At 70.0% G+C, this 21,946-nt stretch carries 25 protein-coding genes and 1 pseudogene; 4 read left to right on the forward strand and 22 right to left on the reverse strand.

The genetic code is table 11. The features are described from left to right. Position 1: 1 nt before the first annotated feature. From IPG68_15335 to IPG68_15350, 4 genes are all read right to left on the reverse strand, one after another. Complete coding sequence (locus tag IPG68_15335) at positions 2–364, reverse strand: NADH-quinone oxidoreductase subunit A (GenBank protein MBK6764539.1); 363 nt, start codon at positions 362–364, stop codon at positions 2–4. Positions 365–443: 79 nt separating this feature from the next. Next, entirely contained in the window at positions 444–590 is a 147-nt protein-coding gene (locus IPG68_15340; GenBank protein MBK6764540.1) for a hypothetical protein, read from the reverse strand. Between the two features lie 243 nt (positions 591–833). Beyond that, entirely contained in the window at positions 834–1,505 is a 672-nt protein-coding gene (locus IPG68_15345; GenBank protein ID MBK6764541.1) for a hypothetical protein, read from the reverse strand. Positions 1,506–1,543: 38 nt separating this feature from the next. Then, a complete protein-coding gene (locus IPG68_15350) occupies positions 1,544–2,233 on the reverse strand; it encodes a demethylmenaquinone methyltransferase (GenBank protein ID MBK6764542.1) in 690 nt (229 codons plus the stop codon). Positions 2,234–2,298: 65 nt separating this feature from the next. Between IPG68_15350 and IPG68_15355 the strand changes: the two genes are divergently transcribed. Beyond that, on the forward strand, positions 2,299–3,522 hold the full coding sequence (locus IPG68_15355; GenBank protein ID MBK6764543.1) for an isochorismate synthase: 1,224 nt from the start codon (positions 2,299–2,301) through the stop codon (positions 3,520–3,522). A gap of 137 nt (positions 3,523–3,659) precedes the next feature. Here the strand turns inward: IPG68_15355 and IPG68_15360 are convergent, their stop codons facing one another. The 8 genes from IPG68_15360 to menB form a co-directional block, all read right to left on the reverse strand. Further along, entirely contained in the window at positions 3,660–4,151 is a 492-nt protein-coding gene (locus IPG68_15360) for a DUF3471 domain-containing protein (GenBank protein MBK6764544.1), read from the reverse strand. Then, positions 4,148–5,179 carry a beta-lactamase family protein gene (locus IPG68_15365; GenBank protein MBK6764545.1) on the reverse strand — a complete coding sequence of 344 codons (1,032 nt, stop codon included), beginning with the start codon at positions 5,177–5,179 and terminating at the stop codon, positions 4,148–4,150. Before IPG68_15365 ends, IPG68_15360 begins: the two co-directional genes overlap by 4 nt. Positions 5,180–5,218: 39 nt before the next feature. Next, the gene (locus IPG68_15370) at positions 5,219–5,887 is read right to left on the reverse strand and encodes a hypothetical protein (protein ID MBK6764546.1); all 669 of its coding nucleotides are present in this window, start codon (positions 5,885–5,887) and stop codon (positions 5,219–5,221) included. Then, entirely contained in the window at positions 5,884–6,093 is a 210-nt protein-coding gene (locus IPG68_15375; GenBank protein ID MBK6764547.1) for a hypothetical protein, read from the reverse strand. The genes IPG68_15370 and IPG68_15375 overlap by 4 nt, the downstream gene beginning before the upstream one ends. A gap of 107 nt (positions 6,094–6,200) precedes the next feature. Further along, positions 6,201–7,055: a hypothetical protein gene (locus IPG68_15380; GenBank protein MBK6764548.1), complete on the reverse strand. Its 855-nt coding sequence runs from the start codon at positions 7,053–7,055 to the stop codon at positions 6,201–6,203. Between the two features lie 43 nt (positions 7,056–7,098). Next, positions 7,099–7,650: a hypothetical protein gene (locus IPG68_15385; protein MBK6764549.1), complete on the reverse strand. Its 552-nt coding sequence runs from the start codon at positions 7,648–7,650 to the stop codon at positions 7,099–7,101. A 30-nt stretch (positions 7,651–7,680) separates the two neighbouring features. Beyond that, positions 7,681–8,595: an o-succinylbenzoate synthase gene (locus IPG68_15390; GenBank protein MBK6764550.1), complete on the reverse strand. Its 915-nt coding sequence runs from the start codon at positions 8,593–8,595 to the stop codon at positions 7,681–7,683. Continuing rightward, on the reverse strand, positions 8,592–9,512 hold the full coding sequence (gene menB / locus IPG68_15395; protein MBK6764551.1) for a 1,4-dihydroxy-2-naphthoyl-CoA synthase: 921 nt from the start codon (positions 9,510–9,512) through the stop codon (positions 8,592–8,594). The genes IPG68_15390 and menB overlap by 4 nt, the downstream gene beginning before the upstream one ends. Before the next feature lie 61 nt (positions 9,513–9,573). Between menB and IPG68_15400 the strand changes: the two genes are divergently transcribed. Together IPG68_15400 and IPG68_15405 are read left to right on the forward strand one after the other, a co-directional pair. Next, positions 9,574–10,545: an AMP-binding protein gene (locus IPG68_15400; GenBank protein ID MBK6764552.1), complete on the forward strand. Its 972-nt coding sequence runs from the start codon at positions 9,574–9,576 to the stop codon at positions 10,543–10,545. After that, positions 10,529–11,416: a 1,4-dihydroxy-2-naphthoate polyprenyltransferase gene (locus IPG68_15405; GenBank protein MBK6764553.1), complete on the forward strand. Its 888-nt coding sequence runs from the start codon at positions 10,529–10,531 to the stop codon at positions 11,414–11,416. Before IPG68_15400 ends, IPG68_15405 begins: the two co-directional genes overlap by 17 nt. On the opposite strand, the gene IPG68_15410 is transcribed toward IPG68_15405, so the two are convergent. Next, positions 11,363–11,740: a DUF4229 domain-containing protein gene (locus IPG68_15410; GenBank protein MBK6764554.1), complete on the reverse strand. Its 378-nt coding sequence runs from the start codon at positions 11,738–11,740 to the stop codon at positions 11,363–11,365. The genes IPG68_15405 and IPG68_15410 overlap by 54 nt on opposite strands. Before the next feature lie 96 nt (positions 11,741–11,836). Between IPG68_15410 and IPG68_15415 the strand changes: the two genes are divergently transcribed. Then, on the forward strand, positions 11,837–12,079 hold the full coding sequence (locus tag IPG68_15415) for a PLDc_N domain-containing protein (GenBank protein ID MBK6764555.1): 243 nt from the start codon (positions 11,837–11,839) through the stop codon (positions 12,077–12,079). Position 12,080: 1 nt separating this feature from the next. Here the strand turns inward: IPG68_15415 and ccsB are convergent, their stop codons facing one another. From ccsB to IPG68_15460, 9 genes and pseudogenes are all read right to left on the reverse strand, one after another. Beyond that, the gene (gene ccsB / locus IPG68_15420) at positions 12,081–13,010 is read right to left on the reverse strand and encodes a c-type cytochrome biogenesis protein CcsB (protein MBK6764556.1); all 930 of its coding nucleotides are present in this window, start codon (positions 13,008–13,010) and stop codon (positions 12,081–12,083) included. 1 nt (position 13,011) lies between these two features. Beyond that, positions 13,012–14,511, reverse strand: a complete 1,500-nt coding sequence (locus tag IPG68_15425; GenBank protein MBK6764557.1) for a cytochrome c biogenesis protein ResB — start codon at positions 14,509–14,511, stop codon at positions 13,012–13,014. Between the two features lie 2 nt (positions 14,512–14,513). Next, positions 14,514–15,262: pseudogene (locus IPG68_15430) on the reverse strand (sulfite exporter TauE/SafE family protein). Then, the gene (locus IPG68_15435) at positions 15,259–15,843 is read right to left on the reverse strand and encodes a TlpA family protein disulfide reductase (GenBank protein ID MBK6764558.1); all 585 of its coding nucleotides are present in this window, start codon (positions 15,841–15,843) and stop codon (positions 15,259–15,261) included. Before IPG68_15435 ends, IPG68_15430 begins: the two are co-directional and overlap by 4 nt. Further along, positions 15,844–16,485, reverse strand: coding sequence for a histidine phosphatase family protein (locus tag IPG68_15440; GenBank protein ID MBK6764559.1), 642 nt, complete (start codon positions 16,483–16,485; stop codon positions 15,844–15,846). Beyond that, positions 16,482–17,771 carry a glutamate-1-semialdehyde 2,1-aminomutase gene (gene hemL, locus IPG68_15445; protein ID MBK6764560.1) on the reverse strand — a complete coding sequence of 430 codons (1,290 nt, stop codon included), beginning with the start codon at positions 17,769–17,771 and terminating at the stop codon, positions 16,482–16,484. Before hemL ends, IPG68_15440 begins: the two co-directional genes overlap by 4 nt. Positions 17,772–17,975: 204 nt before the next feature. Further along, a complete protein-coding gene (locus tag IPG68_15450) occupies positions 17,976–18,872 on the reverse strand; it encodes a hypothetical protein (protein ID MBK6764561.1) in 897 nt (298 codons plus the stop codon). 180 nt (positions 18,873–19,052) lie between these two features. Continuing rightward, the gene (locus IPG68_15455; protein MBK6764562.1) at positions 19,053–19,712 is read right to left on the reverse strand and encodes a DUF1211 domain-containing protein; all 660 of its coding nucleotides are present in this window, start codon (positions 19,710–19,712) and stop codon (positions 19,053–19,055) included. A 64-nt stretch (positions 19,713–19,776) separates the two neighbouring features. After that, a complete protein-coding gene (locus tag IPG68_15460) occupies positions 19,777–21,936 on the reverse strand; it encodes an enoyl-CoA hydratase/isomerase family protein (GenBank protein MBK6764563.1) in 2,160 nt (719 codons plus the stop codon). Positions 21,937–21,946: the final 10 nt, after the last annotated feature.

Here is a 21,946-nt window from a genome sequence, read left to right on the forward strand (position 1 = left end):
GTCACTCCCATTCCAGACCGCGACGGCGCCAGACGTAGGCGTACACGACGAGCAGCGTGACGATGAACAGCAGCATCTCGATGAGGCCGAACAGTGCGAGCTGGTCGAACGCGACCGCCCACGGGTAGAGGAACACGATCTCGATGTCGAAGATGATGAACAGCATCGCCGTCAGGTAGTACTTCACCGGGAACTTGCCGCGGCCGATGGGCTGCGGCGTCGGCTCGATGCCGCATTCGTAGGCATCCACCTTCGCCCGGTTGTAGCGCTTCGGACCGGTGATGCTGGCCACACCCACGCTGAACACCGCGAAGGCGGCGGCGAGCAGCCCGAGGATCAGGATGGGAAGGTACACGTTGCCCATCGCTATCGACTCCTTCCGATCGGCTCAATCCTAGGGGGCTCCCTCGTCATGGTGCCCAGCGAGTCGAACCAGATCCACGTCATGCGGCCGGGGCCAATCCGGACAGCCCGTTGATGACTCCGTCGCTGGCGTCCCGGCCCCGCGGGTCGGTGAGATCGGCCAGCAGTTTCACGGTGAAGGCCATCAGGCGCCGCCGCGGCAGTCCGCACAGCGTGGCAAGTCGCATGACCTCCAGGTGGCGAGGCCGTGTTGAGCGAGACGGTGCACGGTGGTCGATCCGGCCCCGACCACGTCTGCGTGGTGATCCATCCATGCTCCTTGTGAACGCGTGCACGAGCCCCGGCTCAGAGTCTATGCCCGCGGCCCGGGGACCGCAGTCAGCGGTTGGTCCGATCCCGCACCCCCGATCCACACGACGAAGGTGCGCGGCTCGAGAATCCGAACCGCGCACCTTCGCTGTGGAAACGGATCAGGACGTCGGCGACTCCGAGGCCGCAACGGCACTGACGGTGAAGGAGTTCACCATCTGCTCGAAGGTGGGCTTCAGCTCCTCCCAGCGGTCGGTGGCCGACTGCGTCAGCAACTGGTACTCGAGGTCACCGTCGAAGAGGAAGTACAACTGTGAGGTCATCGGCGTGCCATCGACCGAGAAGGTCGCATCGGCCTGGTAACCGTTGATGCCGGACACCGTCACCGGGCTCAGAGCGGAAATGGTCATGTCCTCGCTGGACTGCTCGAGCTGCGGGATCACGTTGCTCTCGAGCTCGGTCTTCACCGCCTCGAGGTCGGCCTCGGTGATCGCCTGGTTGAGCTGGTAGACGTTCACCACGAAGGCGTCGCGGTATTGCCCGCCCACCTGGGTGCCGTCGGTGTCGAACACGGCCACCGAGTCCGCGCTGCTGGCTCCGCTCTCCGCCTCCCAGGAGGTGTCGCCCTTCTGTTCGAACGGCGGGGCGTACTGGAAGCTGAAGCCGTACTTCTCACTGGTGTAGGTCTGGGTGTCAGCCGCCACCGACGCTTCGGCCGTCGGGCTGGCCGCGGGGGCCGTGGAGGATTCACCGACGCTCACCTCGGCACTGCTGGAACATCCGGCCAGTCCCGTCGCCAGCACGACACCGGCCACGACTACTGAGATTCGCATGAGGTTTTATCCGTTCCGATCGCCTGCAGGACAGGCCCTCACGCTACCCCCCGGTGCAGCGCCACGACCCCCCCGGAGACGTTGCGCCACGCGACCTGTGACCAACCCGTGTCCATGAGCAGGTCGGCCAGGCCCTGCTGGTCGGGCCAGGCGGCGATCGACTCGGCCAGGTACTGGTAGGCCGCCGAGTTGCTGGACACCCGCTGCGCGATCGCTGGCAGCGCCTTCATCAAGTACTCCTGGTACACCGTCCGGAACACCGGCAGCGTGGGGGTCGAGAACTCACACACCACCAACCGGCCACCCGGGCGGGTCACCCGGCGCATCTCCGCCAGTCCCGTGCGCGGGTCGTGGATGTTGCGCAACCCGAAAGAGATCGTCACCGCGTCGAAGCTGTCGTCGGCGAACGGCAGGGCCATGGCGTCGCCGGCGACGAATCGCAGGTGGGGCAGCCGTCGCCTGCCGACCTGGAGCATGCCCAGGGAGAAGTCACAGCTGACCACGTCAGCACCCCGGGCAGCTATCGCATCGCTGCTGGTGCCGGTGCCGGCGGCCAGATCGAGCACACGCTGTCCGGGGCAGGCCTCGAGGGCGTCGGCCACGAGACGCCGCCAGCGCCGCGTCTGCCCGACCGCGAGCACGTCGTTGGTGACGTCATAGCGCACGGCGACCCGGTCGAACATCGCGGCGACCGCCGAGGGTTGCTTGTCGAGGTCGGCTCTGCTCACCGGCACAGTCTCTCACCAGCACCGCATGAGGAGACGCTGGTGGCGCCGCCGTCGCGCGACCCGGCCTGCGGCCCTACCCTGGTGTGGTGACAGATCTGCCCGTGACGGTGCGCACGCGCCTGGTGGAGCCGTCGGATCTGTTGTCGCTCATCCCGGACGGTGCGGCCCCGCTGAGCTGGGTGCACGAGGGGGACGGCCTGGTCGCCTGGGACGTAGCGGCCACCACCACGGTGCGCGGCCCGGAACGGTTCGCCCGCGCGCAGCGTTGGTGGGCGCGCTTCTGCGAGTCCGCAACCGTCGACGACGAGGTGATGGCTCCCGGCACCGGACCCGTGGCGTTCGCCTCCTTCGCGTTCGACGCAGCCGCTGATTCCGTGGTCACGGTACCCGGCACAATCGTGGGCCGGCGCGACGGCAAGGCGTGGATCACCACCATCAGCCCCAGCCGGCCCGGGCCCCTGACGACGAGCAGCGGGGCAGGTGTCCGGGAACCGGATCCTGACGGAGAGCACTACCGCCGCCTGGTCGCCGCCGCCCTCGACGAGATCTCCGCAGGCGTCTTCGACAAGGTCGTCCTGGCCCGCGGGGTGCGCGTGACCGGGGACATCGACGTCCAGCAGACGCTGCAGCGCCTGGCCGACCGGTACGCGGACTGCTGGACCTTCAGCGTGCACGGCCTGATCGGCGCCACCCCGGAACTGCTGGTGCGCCGCACCGGCGAGCAGGTGATGTCGCGGGTCCTCGCCGGGACGGTGGCGCGCAGCCACGACGATCGCGAGAGCGGGCAACTGGCCGACGGCATGGTGGCCTCCCAGAAGGCGCGTGAGGAGCACGCCTACGCGGTCATGTCCGTCGCGCAGGCCCTGGGCACCCACTGCACCGACCTCGACGTGCCCGCACAGCCGCGCGTGCTGCGCCTGGCCAACGTGCAGCATCTGGCCACCGACGTGCACGCGATGCTCGTGGACGAGACCTCGGTGGTGGCCATTGCGGCCGCGCTGCACCCGACGGCGGCGGTCTGCGGGACACCCACCGAGCGCGCCCTGCAGTACATCCTCAGCCACGAGGGGCTCGATCGCGCCCGGTACGCCGGGCCGGTGGGATGGTTCGACGCCAACGGCGACGGCGAGTTCGGCATCGCCCTGCGCTGCGGGCAAGTGGCCGCGGATCAGCGCAGCATCGACCTGTTCGCCGGGTGCGGCATCGTCGCCGGGTCAGACCCGGCCTCGGAGTTCGCCGAGTCTGAGTCGAAGTTGGCCGCGATGCGCTGGGCGCTCGGCGACGGCTGAGGCGCGGGCGACCCTCAGGCCGTCGACCGCGTTGGCGTCCGTGCACCGCGTTGGAGGAACCACGCGTGCGTCCTCCAACCTCGCGAAAGTTCTCCAACCTCGCGATCCAACCACCGCCGGCGCAGGCCGGGCGCACCTCAACTGCGCGTGAGCACCCCCAGGTCCGGGCCGACCTCCTCGAGAACGAGGCGCTGCGCCTTACCCGACCTGATCTTCTTGAACTGCGCACCCGTGGTGAACCCCTTGGGCATGTCGATGCCGGTGTAGGCGTAGGTGTTGCCGGTCCAGTGGAACAGCGGCACGGTCGTCTTCAGCCCCGGCCCGATCCGCATCTTCAGGCTCTTGCCGGACTTCACGATCTTCACATCGCCGACGTAGTCGTTGGTGTAGGTGCCGGTGTACGTGGACGCCTTGGCCGCGGGCTTCGGGTCGGCCGGCTTCGGCTTGCCCTCCACCGTGTTGTTCGGCGTCGTGAAACCGGCGAAAGCGGGCTGGATCACGCTGAGCCAGTCCTTGGTCACAGCGCCGGTCTCCACGATGTCCGCGTAGGAAGCGGCGATCGTCTCCGGCACCCCGATGGGCCAGGTGTTCGTGAGCACCACGATGCCGGTGTTCAGCGCCGGGATCATGAGGATCGTGGTGGCCGCCCCGACGTGAATGCGCCGGAGTGGGTCCAGTGCACATATCCGTTGGCGCTACTGCGGGTGTCCAGGCCCAGCGCGTAGCCGCCGAGCACCGTGGCGTCGTCGGAGGCGGGCAGATTGCGGATCTGGGTGGAGCGGGCCTCCCGCAGGGGGCCCTCGGCCACCACCCGCTGACCGTCGAAGGTGCCGTTGGCCAGGTGCAGCCGCAGCCACTTCGCCATGTCGACCACCGTGCTGCTGGCGCCGCCGGCCGGCGCCTGCGCGTCAGCGTCGCGCGTGGCCTCCGGCACGAACTGGCCGTCGATCTCCTGGTGCAGAGACGCGCGGTTCGACTCCTTGAGGAAGTCCTGGTAGCGGTAGCTGGTGTGGTTCATGCCCAGGGGCTTGAACAGCATCGACCGGGCAAGCTTGGGCCACGAACTGTCGGCGGCCGACGCCGCCGCGTCAGCCCCCACCGTCAGCCCGAAGTTGCTGTAGGAGTACGTGATGCGGAAGGGGTCCAGCGGCGCATAACGCATCCGCTTCACGATCGCCGGACGGCGGAAGCCGTACGCCTCCAGATCGTTACCCACGCTGCCCGGCAGCCCGGACCGGTGGGAGTACATGTCCGCCACCGTGACGTTGCGCGTCACGTACTTGCCGGAGACCTCGAAGCCGGGCAGGAACTTGCGGATCGGGTCCTCCCACCGCAGCATCTTCTTGCCCACGGCGGCGGCCACCACCGTCGCACCCAGCGGCTTGGACACTGATGCGAGCTGGAAGACGGTGTCGGTGGTGACCGGGTCGTTGGTGGCGGTGCTGCGCACACCGAAACCCTGGCTGTAGATGACCTGATCGTTGTGCACGACCGCCACCGCGACTCCCGGCACCCCGGTGCGCGCCATGGTCTGCTCGACGATGCCGGGCAATTGGGCCACCGCCGTGTCGAAGTTGTTGGTGTCGGCGTGGGCTCCCACAGGAGCCGCGACCAGCATCCCGGCGACCAGGCCGGCGCTGAGCAGAGTGCGCATCATGGTCCTCACCTCACCATGCGCGCACCAAAGAATGCAAGGTCAGCCTAACTTCAGCCAGGTGCCCCTGATGGCCGCGACCTGTATCCCACCGGCGGTGAACAGTGCCGCGGCGGAGACGTGTTTGCGGCCCTCCTGCTGCAATTGCGCACCCACCGCGATGTACGGGCCCACCGGGTCCAGCGCCTCGTCGGTGAGCAGTCCCCCGGTCAGCCGGCCGGTGACCAACAGCGTCTCAGCCAGTGGCCAGGCCCAGCCCGTGACGCAGTCCAGGGCCGACCAGATCCACTCCTGCGCCACCCGACCGCGAGGGTTCCACACGCACGCGACCAGGCCCTCACCCACCGGACCGGGATGGATCCCCAGTCCGTCGTCGCGCAACCATCCGCAACTGAAGCAGGTCCCGTACTCGTCGGTGGCCACCTGGCCCGGGTACCTCCGGGAGGCCGTTTCGGCCCGCTCGAGGCGCACGAACGGGACCGGATCGGCGACGACCTGATCGAGGGCGTCGGCTTCCGCGATCAGCCGGTCGCCGTCCCACAACTGGATGTGAGCGTCCGTGACACGCTCTTCGAGGTCGGTCTCCAGTGGCGCCGGTGCCCGCAGCCACACGTCTGCCCCGGGGCCCGGCAGGCGCACCGCCAGCGATCCGGCCACGTACCCGCCCTGTCCGGAGTCCGGCGGTCCGTTGAGGTGCCGCGCGATCCTCATGCCAGCACCTGCTGCAACCGCTGGTGCAGCTTCGCCTCGGCGTCGCGGCTGACCGGGACGACCACGACGGCGTTGAGGCCCGGGGCGGCGGCCGCGGCCGCGATCGCGCCGACGAGGTCCTCCGCGTCATGGACAGTCACGCCGTGCGCTGCCAGCAGGGCGCGCACGTCGACCCCGACGGGGGTCCCGAACACCCTTTCGTACACGTCCGACAGCGAGTCGTCGGCCTGCTCGAGCGAGCCGAAGATGCCGCCGCCGTTGTTGTCGATGACGACCAGACACAGGTCCGGCAGTGGTTCGTCAGGGCCGATGATCAGTCCGTTCTGGTCATGCAGGAGGCCAGATCCCCGAGCATGGCGATGGCCGCACCGCCCCCGTTGCCCTGATGCGCCAGGGCTGCGCCGATCGCGGTCGACACCAAGCCGTCGATACCGTTCGTGCCCCGATTGGCCAGCACCCGGGGCTGGTCTGAACGCACCCCGGCGACCGCCTCCAGGTCGCGGATCGACCGCGAGGAGGCCACGAACACCAGATCGTCGGCGCCGGCCGCGGTCCACAACGCCTGCGCGGCATGCAGTCCCGTGGCCTGTTCACTGGCGCCCAGCACCTTCTCGATCTCGCGCTGGGCCGCGGCATCGGCTATGAGCCAGCTGTCCAGCCACTCGCTGGACTCGGGCACCTGCGCCTGTGCCGGCGGCCCCGGCACGGAGGCGAGGACCGCAGCCGCAGTACGGGTGGGGTCCGGCCAGTCGGTCGTACGCTGGGGCTCGGCGTGGATGTGCAGCCCGGCGCCGCGGATCATCGCCATGATCCCGCGGCTCAGCCCGACCTTCCCGACGGTGACGACCAAGTCCGGCATGTGCGTCTCCCGGAAGGCCGGGACGGCGGTGAGCAGACTGGCGTGGGCCAGCGCGTTGGATCCGGCACGGGCCTGCCCGGTCGGCTCGCTGTGCAGCGGCCAGGCGCACGACTCGGCCAGTTCCACCGCCGCGGCGGCGTCCTCGGGGTCGTCGATGTCACCGACCACGACGAGCCCCTTGCGCGGAAGGTCCCCGGCCACGAGGTCCTCGAGCACCTCGTCGATGGGTTCCTGCACGCTGAGCATCAGGCGGCGGTCGACGGTCCACGTGCGCACGACCTGCAACTCGTCGCCGTCCTCGTCGACCACGGTGTCCCCGTCATGCCCGGTCAGCGGTTCGGTCCACTGCTCGTCATCGTCGGGGATGAGGGGCTCGCGCAGGGCCAGGTTCAGGTGGACCGGGCCGCGCTGCCACGGATGGGTGGCGATGGCGCAGGCCCGCGAGACCGTACTGCGCCAGTAGGGCCACGCGGCCGCGGCCGTGGGAGGGTGCCTCGATGTCCACGCTCCAGCGCACGACGCCGTCGAAACTCCGGACCTGGTCGATGGTCTGATTGGCGCCGGTCTGGCGCAGTTCCGCCGGCCGGTCGGCGGTGAGCACCACCAGCGGCAGGGCGCTGAACCACGCCTCCTCGATGGCCGGGCGAAGGTTGGCCACCGCCGTGCCGGACGTAGTGATCACGGGCACCGGGAAGCCGCCGCGCTTGGCCAGCCCCAGAGCCAGGAAACCGGCGCTGCGTTCGTCGATGCGCACATGCAGGGTGAGGTCGCCGCGCTCGTGGGCGCGGGCCGCCTCTATGGCCAGGGGGGCGCTACGCGAACCGGGTGCCAGGACGACGTCGTTGACTCCGGAACGCACGAGCTCGTCGATGATCACGCGCGCGGCGGCAGTGGACGGATTCACGACCTCAACTGTGTCATGGCCGGTGCCGGCTCAGACCTCGAGCCGGGTGCTGGCCGCCCGGACGCGGGTGCGCCAGAACTCCCGGTCGGTCTCTGCCGCGGGCAGCCCGGGGTCCGGGTGCGGATAGTCGGCCGGGCCCATGATGCCCGCCCGCGGGAGCAGCGGATCGCCGGTGTCCTGCGCGTAAAGCGCTCCGGTGCCCAGACCACACGCCAACGGCGGTTCCGGCAGCGCGCACGCCGCGGCCAGCCCGGCAGCCAGCCCCAGCGACGAGTCCAGCGCGCTGCTGATGACCACGGGCAGGCCGACCCTTTGCGCAGCCGCCAGCGTCGCCCGGACGCCACCGAGCGGTGCGACCTTCAGGATCGCGACGTCCGCCACGCCGGCGACCTCGTCGAACCGCCGGTCGATGCGCAGCACCTCGTCGGCGGCGAGGGGCACATCGACCAGGTCTCGCAGCCGGCGCATCTGCTCGAGCGTGCGGACCGGCTGTTCGGCGTACTCCAGGTCGAAGGTTGCGAGTTCGGACAGCGCGCGGGCGGCCTCGGCGACCGACCAGGCGCCGTTGCCGTCCACGCGCAGGGCGGCGGCGGGCGCAGCGGCGCGCACTGCTGCCACCCGGGCGGTTCCCCCCGGGTCACCCACCTTGATCTTGATGGTGCGGCACCCGGACGCCACGGCCATCGCGGCCGCCTGCGCGGGGGCGACCGCCGGGATGATCGCGTTGACCTCGACCCGCTGGCGCACCGGCGCCGGCCACCGGCCATCCGCCTGTTCCAGGGCGCAGGCCAACCACCGCGCATCGGCGGCAGGGTCGTAGTCGTCGAACGGCGCGAACTCCCCCCAGCCCTTGCTGCCCTCGATGAGACAGCCGCGCCGTTCGGTGAGACCCCGGAAGGGTACCCGCAACCGCAGCCGGTAGGGCCACAGCCGGCGGTCGGTCACGGGCGCTTCGGGAACTTGTCGAAGGCCGGTCGCCGGCCCTCCTTGTAGGCGTCGCGGCCCTCCTGGGCCTCCTCGGTCATGTAGAACAGCAGCGTCGCGTCGCCGGCCAACTGCTGCACACCGGCCAGACCGTCGTCCGCGGCGTTGTGCGAGGCCTTCAGCATGCGCAGGGCCAATGGTGACAGGTCGAGCATCTCGCGGGCCCAGGCCACGGTCTCCTGCTCCAGATCGGCCAGTGGCACCACAGAGTTCACCAGTCCCCAGTCGTAGGCCTGCTCGGCGCCGTACTGCCGGCACAGGTACCAGACCTCGCGTGAGCGCTTCTGCCCGATGTGGCGGGCCAGCAGGCCGCTGCCGTAGCCGCCGTCGAAGGAGCCGACCTTCGGCCCGGTCTGGCCGAAGCGGGCATTGTCGGCAGCGATGGTCAGGTCGCACACGATGTGCAGGACGTGTCCACCACCGACGGCGTAGCCGGCAACCATGGCGACGACGGGCTTGGGCAGCCGGCGGATCTGGATCTGCAGGTCGAGCACGTTGAGCCGGCCGATGCCCTTCTGGGCGACGTCGTCGTTACCGATGTACCCGTCGTTCCCGCGGATCTGCTGGTCACCGCCGGAGCAGAAGGCCCAGTCACCCTGGCCGGTGAGGATGATCACCCCGACGCTGTCGTCGTCGCGGGCCATGGTGAACGCCCGCTCGAGTTCGAACAGCGTCTGGGGGCGGAAGGCGTTGCGCTTGTGCGGGCGGTCGATCGTGATCTTCGCGATGCCGTCGGCGGTCTCGTAGCGGATGTCCCCGAAGTCCCCGTGGGCCGTCCACTGCGCGCCCGGCTCGATGCTGGAGTGGGCCGGATCGGTGAAGGCGGGGCTGTCCTCGGCGACCACCGGAGGCAGCACGTAACGTGTGCGACTGTCCATGCCGACAAGGCTACGGCCACGGCGAAGGGGTGCCGTCGCGCGCCCGGGCCACAATGGACGGGTGCAGCGGCTCTCCTACGATCAGCCCCCCGCCGAGGTCGCCCACGGCATCCGCCGACTGCTGGCCGACCGGGTGCCCTTCGCCATGCCGGGGACACCCACCACCGCCAGTGCCGACGTGGTGCTGCGGACCTCCGGCAGCACCACGGCCGCCAAAGCCGTGGGCCACACGTTCGAGGCCGTTTCCTGGGCCGCGAGCAGTTCGCGCGCGGTGCTGGGTGATGACAACTGGCGCTGGTTGCTGTTGCTCTCCCCGTTCGCCACCGGCGGCTTCATGACGCTGGCCCGCAGCCGGCCGGAGCCGCTGGTCTGGCCGGGACTGGGTGGACCCTTCGACGCCGCGGCCTTCACGCAGTGGTACCCCGGCGGGGCCAGCGCCACGGCAGTGGTCAGCACCCACCTGGCCCGCCTGCTCGCGGTGCCCGCCGGGGTGCGCTTCCTGGCAAGCCTCGAGGTGGTGCTCGTGGGGGGCGGGCCACTGCCCGCAGCCCTGCGCGAGCGCTGCGCTCAACACGGTATCCACGTAGTGGCCACGTACGGCGCCACCGAGACGCTCGGCGGATGTGTCTACGACGGCAGGCCCTGGCCGGGCGTCGAGGTGAGGCTGGTCGACGGCCAGATCCACCTCGACGGCCCCAATCTGTCCCCCGGGTACGTCCCCGGACCGGCCATCCCCCGTCCATGGCCCACCGGCGACCTCGGACGGTGGCGCGACGGCCGCCTGCAGGTCCTCGGTCGCGCCGACGACCAGGTCCCCGTCAAGGGCGTCAACCGGCGGCTGCGCGACGTCGAGGCCGAGGCCATGACACGCCCGGGCGTGCTGGAGGCGGTGGCAGTCGCGGTTCCCGATCCCGCCGATGGCTACCGTGTGGAGGTCTTCGTCGAGGACGCCGGGCATCGGCTGCCGCGACTGGAGAACGGTAAACCGGACCGGCAGGAACTTCGCAGGAGGGCCAGTGGCCAGCGTCGCTGAGTGGATCGAAGGTGCACGGCCGCGCACACTGCCGGCGGCGATCGCACCTGTGGTCGCCGGGGCCGGCGTGACCGGCTTCACCGGGACGACGCTGAGCACCGCGGCGGTGTGGCGCAACGGGCTGCTGGCGCTGGTCGTCGCCCTGGCGCTGCAGATCGGTGTCAACTACTTCAACGACTACAGCGACGGCGTGCGCGGCACCGACGAGGTACGGGTCGGCCCGGTGCGGCTGGTCGGCCAAGGCCTGGCCGCACCGGAGCAGGTGAAACGCGCCGCGCTGCTGAGCCTCGGAGTGGCCGGCGCCGCCGGGTTCCTGTTGGTCCTGCTGAGCCAGCAGTGGATCCTGCTGCCGGTCGGTGCGGCGGCGATACTCTCCGCCTACGCCTACACCGGCGGCGCGAGACCGTACGGCTACCTCGGGCTCGGTGAGCTGTTCGTGTTCGTCTTCTTCGGTCCGGTCGCGGTGTGCGGGACGACTCTGGTCACCGGCGGGGGGCTGTGGCCGGTGTCGGTGATCACGTCGGTGGCCATCGGCCTGCTGACCGTCGGCATCCTGGTGGCCAACAACCTGCGCGACCTCCACCTCGACGAGGACGCAGGAAAACACACGCTGGCGGTGCGGCTCGGTGACACCGGAACGCGGCGGCTCTTCGCCACGTGCAACATCGTGGCCTTCGTGCTGGTGGCCTGGCTGGCGCTGCTGAGCACCCCATGGGTGCTGATCGGGATGGCCGGAGCGGTGCCCGCGGTCAAAGCCTCACAGGACGTCCTCGAGCACGCCTACGGGCGCGGGCTCATCCCCGTGCTACAGGCGCAGTCACTTGCCCTGCTGCTGGCGGGGCTCGGCGTCGGACTCGGCTTGCTGCTCTGAGTCCTCCTCGGCGGTGGTCTGCGCGACGTCGTCCTCGGCGGCCGCAGCGGCGTCGATGCGGTCGTTCACCTTGCCCACGACCCGGCCGAAGCCCTGGCTCATCGAGGACCGCGGACGGTCCAGCCAGACCAGGCTCAACGCGCCGCTGACCAGGAACGCGAGCACCAGCAGCAGTAGTCCACGCGCCCCTGTGAGGTAGAGCAGGCCGCCCACGGCCAGCAGGAGCAGCAGGCGCAGACCCGTGTACACGAAGAAGGCTCGACCAGCAGTCACCCCTCCAGCGTAGACACGCCCTGAGGCGCGCCCATCAGCGACGTTGCGCATGTCACGTCGCTGGGCCACAGGTGCCTGCACGGACCCCGCCGGGGCGCCCTGAGCCGACAGGCTGCTGACGGCGCTCCGCGGGCGTACCATCGGAGCATGCTCAAGGTGGTCATGGCGATCGTGGCTGTCGGGCTTGTGATCTTCGCCCTCATCGACCTGGCACAGGTGAAGTCATCCGACGTGCGCGGAGGCAGCCGGTTCTTGTGGCTGGTGGCGATCATCCTGCTGCCGGCGGTGGGTGCGGTGCTCTGGCTGTTCCTCGGCCGCGCCCGCGACGACGAACCCCGGCACTTCGGCCCCGACGACGATCCCGACTTCCTGCGGGGGATCCAGCCCTGACTCAGCCGACGCCGGCGTAGGAGTGCAGGCCGGAGGCGAAGAAGTTCACGCCGAAGTAGTTGACCAGGAACGCGGCGAACCCGATCAGCCCGACGACGGCGGCCTTGCGGCCCTTCCAGCCGGCCGTCGAGCGGGCGTGCAGGTAACCGGCGTAGACGACCCAGGTGATGAACGCCCAGGTCTCCTTGGGGTCCCAGCCCCAGTAGCGGCCCCAGGCGTTCTCCGCCCAGATGGCTCCCGCGATCACCGCGAAGGTCCACACCGGGAAGACGAACGCGATGGTGCGGTAGGCCAGCGCATCGAGACGCTCGGCGGTCGGCAGCCGGCTGGCGACACCCCGCCCGGCCGTGCCTTTGTCCTCCGCCCGTTGCCGGATCAGGTACGCCACGATGAGCCCCGCGCTGAGGGTGAAGGCACCTCCGGAGATGGCCGCGGCGCTGACGTGGATGACCAGCCACCACGACTTCAGCGCCGGGACGAGTTGCGCGGACTCGGTGTACAGCAGTGTCACCGCGATGCCCAGGGTGAGCAGGACCGCGCCGACCACCCACACCCCGAGCCAGCGCAGGTCGGTACGGGAAGCCGCCACGAGGTAGACCAGGGCGACCGCTATCGCAGCACCGAGGGAGAACTCGTACATGTTCCCCAGCGGGAACCGCTCGGCCGCCAGACCGCGGAAGACGAACCCGGCGATCAGCAGGACCGTGGCCAACCAGGTCAGCGACAGGGCGATGTTGCCGGACCTACGTCCCGGCTCGGCCGCCTCGACAGGTCCGGTGGGCTCAGCGGGGGCACCGTCCGGGCCGACCAGCACCTTCTGCTTGGCGGCCAGGGGCACCCGGCGGGCGGCCAGCGACGCGGCGAACGCGAAGAGGGCCAGCGTGTACACCAGCATCGATGCGTAGACGGCGGCGTTGCTCAGTTGGGCCATGTCACTCCTTCTCGAGCTGCCTGTTCACCACGGCACTGATCTCGCGGACGTCGTCGTGGACACGCCCACCACCGGACCTGCTCAGCCCGGCAACTTCGGCCACTGTATCCCGCGAGCCCGACCGGCGGACCCACACCCGGCGGCGTTGCAGCAGCAGCGACATGCTGACCCCCAGGATCACCAGCACGGAGGCGATCAGGGCCAGCCAGCGGCCGGGGTCGTGCGCCAGGGACAGGTTGGCGAAGTCCCGGAAGCCGGTGAACTGCACCTGGGTGCCGTCGGGCAGTTCCCACGTCTGACCGGGTCGCAGCGCCTTGGTGCCGATACGCTCCAGACCGCTGGTGTCCAGGCGGTACACGCTGCCGCCGGTGGGGACGTCGCCGGTGAAGGCGCCGAGGAACAACTGCGGGTCTCGGGCGGCGGGGAACGTGGAGACTGGCCCGAGGACCGGGTCGATGGTCGCGGTCGGCAGGAACAGGCCGGTCAGCGCGAACCCCGGGTCCTCGTCCGGCAGTTTCACCACCCCCGCCGAGGTCTGGTTGCCGTCCCGCGGCAGGAAGACCACTGCGTCGTCGAACACCACCGTGCCATCCGGACGGGTGATCTTGATCTCCGGGGCGTAGCCGTGGCCGGTGAGGAACACCTTGACCCCGGGCAGCACCAGCGGGGAGTTCACGCTGAACTCCTGCTGCAGCTCGGGGGCGCCGGGGCGCTGGCTGACCAGCGCCTTGGCCTCGAATTGCCGGGGCGCGCCGCGCTGCTGCCCGCTCTCCTGGAACGTCGCGGTGAAGTCCTCCAGGATGACCGAGAATGGTGCGATCCGGTCGGGGTCCACGAGCCGGCCGCTGCGGAAGGAGTCGAACTGCGTCAGCGACCCGGTGAACCCGCGGCCCTCCACCACGATCACTCTGGCCGACCAGCCGAACATCCCACCGACGGCCACCGCCAGCAGCAGGAAGATGAAGCACAGGTGGAACAGCAGGTTGCCCACCTCGTGCAGGTAGCCCTTCTCCGCGGCGAGCGCATCGGCGTCGCGGCGCACCCGCCACCGGTGTTCGCGCAGGAACTGCTCGGCGACGTCGAGGGCGTCCTGCCCGGCTGGCACCCGCGCGTAAGCGGGCATCCGGGACAGCCGCGACGGCGCCGGGGGCGGCGGCTTGCGCACCGAGGCGATGAACTCCGTGGTGCGCGGCACGATGCAGCCGATCAGAGAGATGCACAGCAAGAGGTAGATCGCGGCGAACCAGGGAGCTGCGAACACGTCGAACATGCCGAGCCGGTCCAGCCACTGACCGGAGACGGGGTTGGCCGCGATCCAGTCCTCGACCTTGGCCGCGTCGGTGCCGCGCTGCGGGAAGACCGACCCGGGGATGCTGGCCAGCGCCAGCAGCAGCAGCAGGATGAGCGCCGTGCGCATGCTGGTCAGCGACCGCCAGCCCCAGCGCAGCCAGCCGCGCAGGCCCAGGCGGGGCCCACCGCTACGCGTGCGTTCAGCGGTCACGGTCACAGCGTCACCTGGAAACTTCCGGCCCACACCCGCAGCCACACCGAGATCTCGTTCCACAGCCCGGTGACCAGCAGCAGGCCGATCACGATGAGCGTCGCGCCCCCGAAGCGCAGCACCCACACCGAATGGGTGCGCAGCCAGAGCACCGTCCCGGCCATCCTCCGGAAGGCCAGGGCGATCACCAGGAACGGCAGCCCCAGGCCGATGCAATAGGCCAAGGAGAGCAGCGCCCCGCGCAACGCGGACCCCTCGAGAAGACCAGCGCCTGCACCGCGGCCAGCGTCGGACCGATGCACGGCGTCCAGCCCAGCCCGAACAGCACGCCGAGCACGGGTGCGGTCCACATCCCGAGGTTCGGGGACACATGCCAGCGCACGTCTCGCTGCAGCCACGGCATCGCGCCCATGAACGCCACGCCCAGGATGATGATCACGACCCCCAGCACCCGCTGGATCGGATCCTGGTACTGCAGCAGCACCTCCCCGGCGTAGCCGAGCAGCGCGCCATAGGAGATGAAGACCACCGAGAAGCCCAGGATGAACAACCCCACCCCGGTGAGGATCTTCGTGTGCTTGGGTTCGGCCGGGGCCTCCAGTTCGGCGCCGGTCATGCCAGTGACCACACCGACGTAGCCGGGCACCAGCGGCAGCACACAGGGACTGGCGAACGACACGAAGCCGGCCAGCAGCGCCAAGGGGATCGCCAGGAGCAGCGAACCGCCGGTGACCGTCTCGGCGACGCTCACGACGTGCCACCGGGGGTGGCGGATTCAGCCGTGAGGTCCTGCAGCGCGGCATCGAGCGCACCGGCCTGCACCGCCCCCAGGAACCGTCCGGCGACGCGACCTTCACTGTCGATCAGCAGCGTGGACGGGATCGCCTGCGGTGGCAGGCTGTCGGAGAACTGCAGGACGAGCTGGCCGTTCGGATCGGGCAGGTTGGGGTAGGTGATCCCGAACTTCTCCACGAACGCCCGGGCGGGGGCGTCGGAGTCGCGGGTGTCAAGGCCCAGGAAGTTCACATCCGGGTGCTTCTGCGCCACTGCCACCAACTCGGGCGCCTCCGCGCGGCACGGGGCGCACCACGAGGCCCACACGTTGATGACGCCCGGCTGCCCCTTCCACGTGGCGGTGTCCACCGGGTCGCCGTTGAGGTCGGTCCCGGTGAGCACCGGCGCGGGCTGGCGCTGCTCGACCGGCAGGATCACCGACGAGCCGTCGCCGGCGACGAACCCCTGGGTCTGACCCACTTCACCGGTCTCCTGCGAGCAGCCGGCCGCAACGCCCAGCACCAGCAGCACACCGAGGAGCACAGACCGCGTACGCACTTAGGCCCCGACCCCCTTGGTCGATATCGGATAGAGCGACGCCGCCGGTTCGGTGTACACGATCGACACCAGCCGGTCGTCCTCGAACGTCAGGGACGTGACCGAGGCGAGGTTGCACTGGCGCTTGCGGGGGTCGTGCAGGAACGACCTGCCCTCGGCATCGAGCCGGGCGATCCACACGGGCAACTGGTGGCTCACCATGACGACTTCGCGCCCGGGTACGGCGCGCCGGGCTGAGGTCACCGCTGAACGCATGCGTGCGGCGACGTCCTTGTACGGCTCCCCCCACGACGGTCGGAAGGGGTTGTAGAGGTGGCGCCACGCCCGTGGTTGGCGCAGCACGCCGTCGCCCACGGACACTCGCTGCCCCTCGAAGACGTTGTCCGCCTCGATGATGCGCTCATCGAGGATCGGGGTCACACCGAATTGCTCGCCCAGGGGCGCGGCGGTCTCCTGGGCCCGGTCCAGCGGCGAGGACCACACCTGCGCCACGTCCCGGGTGGCCAGCGCCTGGGCTGCGAGGTCGGCCATCTGCCGTCCGAGGTCGGAGAGGTGGAAGTCCGGGAGCCGCCCGTAGAGGATCTTGCCGGGGTTGTGCACCTCGCCGTGGCGCAGCAGGTGAACGGTGGTGCGCTGGCTCATGGGCTCTCCTCCTGCACGCGGGCCGCCGCTTCCGCCGCGGCCGGCAGCGCCCCGCGGACCTGTTCCAGTGCGGCCTCGTCGTGGGCACTGCTGACGAACCAGGCCTCGAACGCCGACGGCGGCAGGCTCACCCCGCCGTCCAACATGGTCGCGTGGAAGGCCGCGAACGCCGCGGTGTGCTGATCTTGGGCCTGTTCGTAGTCGGCCACCGGGTCCTCCCGGAAGAACACGCTGAACAGGTTGCCGGCCCGCTGGATGCGGTGCGTCACCCCGGCGTTGGCCAACGCCTCGCCGGTCATGGCGACCACGGCGTCGGCGGCCGCATCCACCGCCGCGTAGTCGGCGTTGCGCAGCATGGCCAGGCCAGCCGCCGTGGCCACGGGATTGCCCGACAGGGTTCCAGCCTGGTACACGGGGCCTTGCGGGGCGAGCATCTGCATGACGTCGGCACGGCCGCCGAAGGCCGCCACCGGCAGCCCCCCGCCGATCACCTTGCCGTAGGTGAACAGGTCCGCGGGCACGCCTTCCAGCCCGTACCACCCACTCGGCGAGACCCGGAAGCCGGTCATGACCTCGTCGCTGATCAGCAGTGCCCCGTCGCTGGCGCACAGGTCGGACAGGCCTTGCGTGAAGCCGGGTCCCGGGGGCACCACCCCCATGTTCGCCGGCACAGCCTCGGTGATGACGGCGGCGACGTCGTGCTGGCGTAGCGCAGCCTCGACTGCTTCGAGGTCGTTGTAGGGCAGGACGACGGTGGTTGCGGTCTGGCCCTTGGTCACCCCGGCGCTGTCGGGCAGGCCGAGAGTGGCCACGCCGCTGCCCGCCGAGGCCAGCAGGGAGTCGGAATGCCCGTGGTAGCAGCCGGCGAACTTGATGATCACATCACGGCCGGTGAAGCCCCTCGCTACGCGGATCGCGCTCATGGTGGCCTCGGTCCCCGAGCTGACCAACCGCACCTGCTCGACGGGGTCCACGCGCTGCACGATGAGTTCGGCGAGTTCGACCTCGTTGGGGTGCGGCGCCCCGAATCCCAGACCGCTGGCCGCGGCCGCCTGGACCGCCTGGACCACCGCCGGGTGTGCATGACCCAGCAACGCCGGGCCCCACTGCCCGACCAGATCCACGTAGGTGTTGCCGTCCACGTCGGTGACGTACGGACCCTGGCCGCTGACGAAGAAGACGGGATGGCCGCCCACCGCACGGAACGCGCGGACCGGGGAATTCACTCCGCCGGGGGTGACTTGCTGGGCGCGCTCGAGCCACCGCTGCGACGTGCTGCGCTGCATGGATCGATACTCGCACGGGACGCGATTTGCGGCGGCCAGTGGGTTCGGGGGTCCCGGGCAGTGCCGGCGCCCGCCGGCTGACCCCCGGGCCGCGCGCTCCCGGGCCGCGCGCTCCAGCACAAGGCGGGAGAGTTACCTCAACCCGGGAGCGAAACTGCGCGGTTGGATCGCTCCCCGCTGACCGAACCTCTCCCGCCCTGGGCCCTACCAGCCCGGCGGAGCCGCCGACCGGATCCGGCGGGTCAGCGGAACGCCGCGTGCGTAGCGAATCCGCCGGTCCAACTCGTTCACGTCGAACAACTGCTCCCAGATGACCCGCAGCAGCCGGTACCCGATCGCCTCGATCCGCCCCTGCCGGCGCTTCTCCTGCCTGACGACCGCGGCCACCTCATCCTCGGTCTCATTGCGGTCGTACTTGATGAGGCCGTCGAACTCCAGCCCGACCAGGGTGCCGTCCAGCAGCAGGTCGATGCGGTGCCGGTGCCCGTCGGCGTTGACCCGATGCTGGCTCGTCACCGCGTACCCCAGGTCCTTGACGATCATGCGCATCCAGGTCTCGCCGGCGGATTCGGACGCAGGGTCGGCGTTGGCGATGATCCAGCGCACGCGCCCCACGCCTTTGGCCTTGCCCAGACTCGCGGCGGCCTGCACCAAGTCCTCGTGGGTGCACATCCGCAGGTGCAGCGCGGCATCCGCCACCATGAGCGCGTCCCGGCGCGGCAGCAGTCGGGCGCAATCGACCACCGTCCAGGCGACCGACGTGACCTGGAGCCCGTGGTGTTCGATCAGCGCCGGCCGGCCACCGTTGACGACCTTCACACCGCGGCCGTACCCGCCACGGGTGATCCCCCGCACGTGCACCTGGCCGGGAGGCTCGCCGACCAGTGGCAGGCCCCAGTGGCGCGCGGCCGCCGGACCGGCCAGGGCAGCGCCGGGTTTCAGCAGTCGAAGCGTCGCCGCGCACTTCAGGTCGAACAGGTGCCAGTCGTCCTCGACCTCTGCGGCGTAGACGCCGTGGCGCACTTTGCTGGTTGTCTTACGAACGCGGCGCAGCTCCGGCTCGGAAGCGCCCTGGCTGAGGAGGTCGCGGGTGAAGATCACCCGTCAAGATTGGCCACATGCGGCGCTCCACACGAGGGGGCCTGTGGATAGGACCGCCGGCTGTGGACGAGGGCCTGCCAGTCGAAGCCGGGAGAGAACCCGACATCGGGGAGTGATTCTGCTCGGTTGGATCGCTCCCGGTCATCCGTTCGACTAACGCCTTGCCCTGGAGAGCACACCTCAGGCGGGGTCCTCCGGTGGCGCGGCCGGCCGACGGCTCAACAACCAGCCGCCCAGCACCGAGCCGACCAGCCACCACCCCAGCGCTAGCGAGGTGGAGATGAAAGCCAGGGGGATGGACGTGAGGAACACCACCAGCGGAGACAGGGACCCGAGTATCGCCTGCCGGGCGAACGGCCGGCTCGGCGCGGCGAGGAAGAGGTTGCCGCGCAGAGCCACAAGGATCAGCACCACCTCCATACCGCTGACCGCGCTGGCGTACACCGCGAACAGGGACACGGCCAGTGGGTTGCCCCAGTACTCGCCGAGCATCTGCGCGGGGACGGGCAGCAGAGCGATGAGGGCCAGATACACGATGGTCGCCAGGACGTAGCGGTCGTTCATCCCGCGCAGGGTCATCACGAAGCGGTGGTTGGCGCGCCAGTAGATGGCCACCCAGATGAACGCCACGAGGAAGCCGATCAGCGCGGCGCCTTTGTCGAGCACCGCATCCCACAGTCCCGCCACCGAGTTCGTGTCGCCGGTCAGGTCGGGCATCCCGATCTCGACGGCCGCCAGGGTCAGCGCAATGGCGAAAACAGCGTCTGAGAAGAACACGACGCGGTCGAACGCCACGCCATCACCGCGCGGGAAGAACGTCCGGGTCCACGCCGAGGCCATGCCCGCACCCTAGTGGGCTGCGATCGCGGAAGGGGCCGGACCGACCGGCCCGACCCCTTCGCGCTCAGACGTACTGCTCGCCGTTCTCCGCACGTGCCACCAGCGACGCCGGGGGCTCGAAGCGCTCCCCGTGCTTAGCGGCGAGTTCCTGCGCCCGGGCCACGAACTCGGCCAGGCCGTAGCCGTTGATGTACTGGAGCACACCACCGGTCCACGGGGGGAACCCGATGCCGAAGATCGACCCGATGTTGGCGTCCGGGACGCTGCGCAGCACACCCTCGTCGAGGCACCGCACCGAGTCGATGGCCTCCACGAACAGCATCCGTTCCTGCAGTTCGGTCAGGTCGACGCTGGAAGGGTCAAGGTCCATGCCCCACTGCACCACCAGGCCGCTCCACAGCCCGACCCGTTTGCCGTCGGCGTAGTCGTAGAAGCCCGCCCCGGCGGCCCGGCCACCACGGTCGAACTCCTGGACCATCTTGTCGATCACCGGGAAGGACGGGTGCTCCTGGAACTCCCAGCCCTCTGCGGCCGCCGCCTCGCGAGAGGCCTCCCGGATCCGGCGGCCCAGGGTCAGGCTCACCTCGTCGAACAGTGCCAGCGGCCCGGTCGGGTACCCGGCCTGCAGCGCTGCCTGCTCGATGGTGGCCGCTGGGATCCCCTCACCGAGCATCGCGGCCGCCTCACCCATGAACGTGCCGATGACCCGGCTGGTGAAGAACCCGCGGCTGTCGTTGACCACGATCGGGGTCTTCTTGATCTGCAGCGCGACATCCACGGCCTTGGCGATCGCGGCGTCCGAGGTCTGCTCCCCCACCACGATCTCGAGCAGCGGCATCTTGTCCACCGGCGAGAAGAAGTGCATGCCGATGAAGTCCGCGGGACGGCTGATCCCCTCAGCGAGCCCGGTGACCGGCAGGGTCGAAGTGTTCGAAGCCAGCAGTGACCCCTCCGCCATGAACGGCTCGATCTCGGCGTAGACCTTGTGCTTCAGCGACGGGTCCTCGAACACCGCTTCGATGAGCAGGTCGGCACCCTTGGCGTCGGCGGGGTTGTCGGTCGCGGTGATCCGGGCGAGCACCTCGTCGGCGGCCTCCTGGGTCATCCGGCCGCGGCTGACGGCCTTGGCCAGCAACTTCTCGCTGTAGGCCTTGCCCTTCTGCGCGGACTCCGCCGAGACGTCCTTGAGGATGACCTCCATGCCCGAACGGGCGCAGACGTACGCGATCCCGGCACCCATCATCCCGGCACCGAGGATCACGATCTTCTGTGCGCGGTAGGTGTCGTGGCCCGCAGGCCGGCTGCCGCCCTTCATGATTCCCTGCAGGTCGAAGAAGAACGCCTTGATCATGTTCTTGCTGACCTGGCCGGTGGCCAGCTCCACGAAGTACTGCGTCTCGATGAGCAGGGCGTTGCCGATGTCCACCTGCGCGCCCTCCACGGCCGCCGCCATGATCGACCCCGGCCCGGGCATCGGCGCACCCTTGGTCTGCTTGCGCAGGTTCGCCGGGTAAGCCGGCAGCATCGCCGCGAACTTCGGGTTGGACGGCGTCCCACCGGGAATCTTGTAGCCCTTGACGTCCCACGGCTGCTGGGCGCCGGGGTTCGCCTTGATCCAGGCCTTGGCCGCGGGGATCAGGTCCGCCGGGTCGGTGACGAGTTCGTCGACCAGCCCCACCTCCAGAGCCGCCGCCGGCTTGCGCCGCTGGCCCTGCAGCAGGATCTCCATGAGCGCCTTCTGCAGGCCGAACATCCGCACCGTGCGGGCGACCCCGCCGCCGCCGGGCAGCAGGCCGAGGGTGACCTCGGGCAGCCCGATCTCGCTGCCTTTGACGTCCAGCGCCACGCGGTGGTGACACGAGAGCGCGATCTCGAGCCCGCCGCCGAGCGCCGCGCCGTTGATGGCCGCGACGACCGGCTTGCCCAGCGTCTCCAACTGCCGGGTCAGTGCCTTGAAGCCCTGCACTGTTCCGGTCAGCGCCTGCGCGTCGGCCGGGGTGGCCTTGCTCAGCAGCGTCAGGTCGCCACCGGCGAAGAAGGTCTTCTTGCCCGAGGTCAGCACGACACCGGTGATGTCGTCCTTCTCCGCGACGAGCCGCTGCACGGTCTGCGCGAACGAGGTCTGGAACGTCTCGTTCATGGTGTTGGCACCCTGGTCGGGGTCGTCCATCGTCAGAGTGACGATGCCGTCGGCGTCGGTCTCCCAAGCGATCATGTTCGTCATCTCTTCTCCC

This window comes from Micrococcales bacterium (genome assembly GCA_016703125.1).
GTDB lineage: Bacteria > Actinomycetota > Actinomycetes > S36-B12 > UBA10799 > JADKAV01.

Excerpts from the sequence above, each read along its gene's own strand:
- IPG68_15410 (MBK6764554.1), bottom strand. The coding sequence starts at position 11,740 with ATGCGCAACGTCGCTGATGGGCGCGCCTCAGGGCGTGTCTACGCTGGA.
- menB (MBK6764551.1), bottom strand. The coding sequence starts at position 9,512 with ATGGACAGTCGCACACGTTACGTGCTGCCTCCGGTGGTCGCCGAGGAC.
- IPG68_15340 (MBK6764540.1), bottom strand. The coding sequence starts at position 590 with ATGCGACTTGCCACGCTGTGCGGACTGCCGCGGCGGCGCCTGATGGCC.
- ccsB (MBK6764556.1), bottom strand. The coding sequence starts at position 13,010 with ATGGCCCAACTGAGCAACGCCGCCGTCTACGCATCGATGCTGGTGTAC.
- IPG68_15365 (MBK6764545.1), bottom strand. The coding sequence starts at position 5,179 with ATGATGCGCACTCTGCTCAGCGCCGGCCTGGTCGCCGGGATGCTGGTC.
- IPG68_15460 (MBK6764563.1), bottom strand. The coding sequence starts at position 21,936 with ATGACGAACATGATCGCTTGGGAGACCGACGCCGACGGCATCGTCACT.
- IPG68_15455 (MBK6764562.1), bottom strand. The coding sequence starts at position 19,712 with ATGGCCTCGGCGTGGACCCGGACGTTCTTCCCGCGCGGTGATGGCGTG.
- IPG68_15345 (MBK6764541.1), bottom strand. The coding sequence starts at position 1,505 with ATGCGAATCTCAGTAGTCGTGGCCGGTGTCGTGCTGGCGACGGGACTG.
- IPG68_15335 (MBK6764539.1), bottom strand. The coding sequence starts at position 364 with ATGGGCAACGTGTACCTTCCCATCCTGATCCTCGGGCTGCTCGCCGCC.
- hemL (MBK6764560.1), bottom strand. The coding sequence starts at position 17,771 with ATGCAGCGCAGCACGTCGCAGCGGTGGCTCGAGCGCGCCCAGCAAGTC.
- IPG68_15360 (MBK6764544.1), bottom strand. The coding sequence starts at position 4,151 with ATGATCCCGGCGCTGAACACCGGCATCGTGGTGCTCACGAACACCTGG.
- IPG68_15370 (MBK6764546.1), bottom strand. The coding sequence starts at position 5,887 with ATGAGGATCGCGCGGCACCTCAACGGACCGCCGGACTCCGGACAGGGC.
- IPG68_15440 (MBK6764559.1), bottom strand. The coding sequence starts at position 16,485 with ATGAGCCAGCGCACCACCGTTCACCTGCTGCGCCACGGCGAGGTGCAC.
- IPG68_15415 (MBK6764555.1), top strand. The coding sequence starts at position 11,837 with ATGCTCAAGGTGGTCATGGCGATCGTGGCTGTCGGGCTTGTGATCTTC.